The organism is Sinosporangium album (assembly GCF_900100605.1).
Classification (GTDB): Bacteria; Actinomycetota; Actinomycetes; order Streptosporangiales; family Streptosporangiaceae; genus Sinosporangium; species Sinosporangium album.
On sequence record NZ_FNCN01000085.1, the window covers coordinates 1 to 1637 of the forward strand.

The 1637-nt window shown below is 66.5% G+C and carries 2 protein-coding genes; both read left to right on the forward strand.

Going from position 1 to position 1637, the window contains the following annotated elements; translation table 11 throughout:
• Positions 1–191 precede the first annotated feature (191 nt).
• Complete coding sequence (locus BLQ73_RS30710; RefSeq protein WP_093176438.1) at positions 192–518, forward strand: hypothetical protein; 327 nt, start codon at positions 192–194, stop codon at positions 516–518.
• Between the two features lie 259 nt (positions 519–777).
• Complete coding sequence (locus BLQ73_RS30715) at positions 778–1587, forward strand: hypothetical protein (protein ID WP_093176441.1); 810 nt, start codon at positions 778–780, stop codon at positions 1585–1587.
• Positions 1588–1637 lie beyond the last annotated feature (50 nt).

Below are 1637 nucleotides of genomic sequence, written 5' to 3' on the forward strand. Positions count from 1 at the left end.
GAGTCCGCGGCAGGTCTACGGCGAGTACCTGGAACGGCAGCAGGCAGCGTGAACTGACCACTAACTAAGCTGTCCGGAAACCTCGGGGCACATCACGCGAACTGGAGCGCCGAGGCTGGACAGCCCATCGCTGCGGCCAAGGCACCTTCCCCTCAAGCATTCAACGGGCACTCAGCCGCACCGAATCCTCATTGCGCCGCTTCCCCGACCTGATCGCCGCACGCGGTGCCACCCTCGTCACGATCGACGCCAAGACCAGCCTCCCCAGCACCCACACCGACCGCTACGCGGTGTCCCGGGCCTGTCTCACCGCCGGGATGCAGTTCCTCGGCATGAACACGCCCGTCCCCCTCTTCTACGTCTTCGGAGACCTGGGAGTCCTCACCCCCGCCGAGATCCTGCACTACGCCGCCATCGGCCATCAGCCGCCTGGCGGCCCCTACTACCTGGTCAGCACCCGCCTTGCGCATCCCTTCGACGAGGTCTTCGGGGTTCCCGTCGGGTCCATGACCGCCTAGCCTCCAACGTCGAGGACCCGCCGAAACCGGTTGAGGTCTTCGGTGAGCCAGGGCTTCGCCGGGCTGCGCACGGAGCAAGGCCGGGTTCTGAGCTGGGGGCTGGCCTTCAAGTTCGACTCGTTCCCCTCCTGGCTGATCGCCGGGCTCACTTGAGCCCAACTCGACATGGGCATGCTCGGCTGCGGCCAAACGGATCGCGACGAATCACCCGTTCTGCCAATGTGAGTGGGGCCCGCGCCGCGACTACTCGGGAGGACGCATGCCTGCATGGGGCGAAGACATACCGGCCACCACCGCCACCGAGATGGGCACGGCTCTGCGGAATCCTGAGCACCGCTGGTCGGACCCGGCCCTGCTGACCTTCCCCGCTGCCGCGGACGAGCTGATGGCATGGCTCGCCGATGCCCGTGCCTTCGACGCGTCCTTCCACCCGGCGGCATTCGCCTCGGCGGTGCGCGACTACGAACACGCGGCCCACCACGGCCTGGGCACGAAGATGAAGGATGTGCTGGCTGCGGAGTTGACGGACGTCCGGCACGCCCTCACATCGCTTTGCACCGACTGGTCGGGCGAGCGGGAACCGGCGAGATCCGCACTGCGCACACTGATCGGCAAGCTGGGCGACCGCGAGGTGTTGCAGGCGTCGTGGCGGGATCTGTGGGTCAAGATCAGTAATGAGAAGACCTCGGCGGAAGCAATCGCGAACCCGCGAGATCTGTTCCTGGCGCTCGTGCGCCGGGCCGGCCACTCCCTGGAGTTCGGGAGCGAGTTCATCAGAGTCATGGCAGGTGTCCTGGACGACGACAGCTGGGCCGTGGCCGAGATGCAGTCCGCCCTCGACCACTCCGTTACGCTGAGGCCCGAATCTCGGGACGATCCCTTGGCGCCGTCGGGCCTGACGATCGGCGAGCGGGGCGCCTTGTGCGAGCGCTTCCTGGCGCTGGGGGCACCATCGAGCTGCCACGTGGTGTGGCTGGCCTACGAGGAAGCCAGCATGCCGGTACTGTTCTCCGCGCTGGGAGACGGGACCTCCCCCTTGAATGTGGACACCTCGGAGACTGGATCTTGAGATCCAGGGGAAGAGATGTCACTGATGGTGATGAAGCACTACCCGGAAGA

Coding starts and splice junctions, on each gene's coding strand:
- BLQ73_RS30715 (WP_093176441.1), top strand. CDS start 778: ATGCCTGCATGGGGCGAAGACATACCGGCCACCACCGCCACCGAGATG.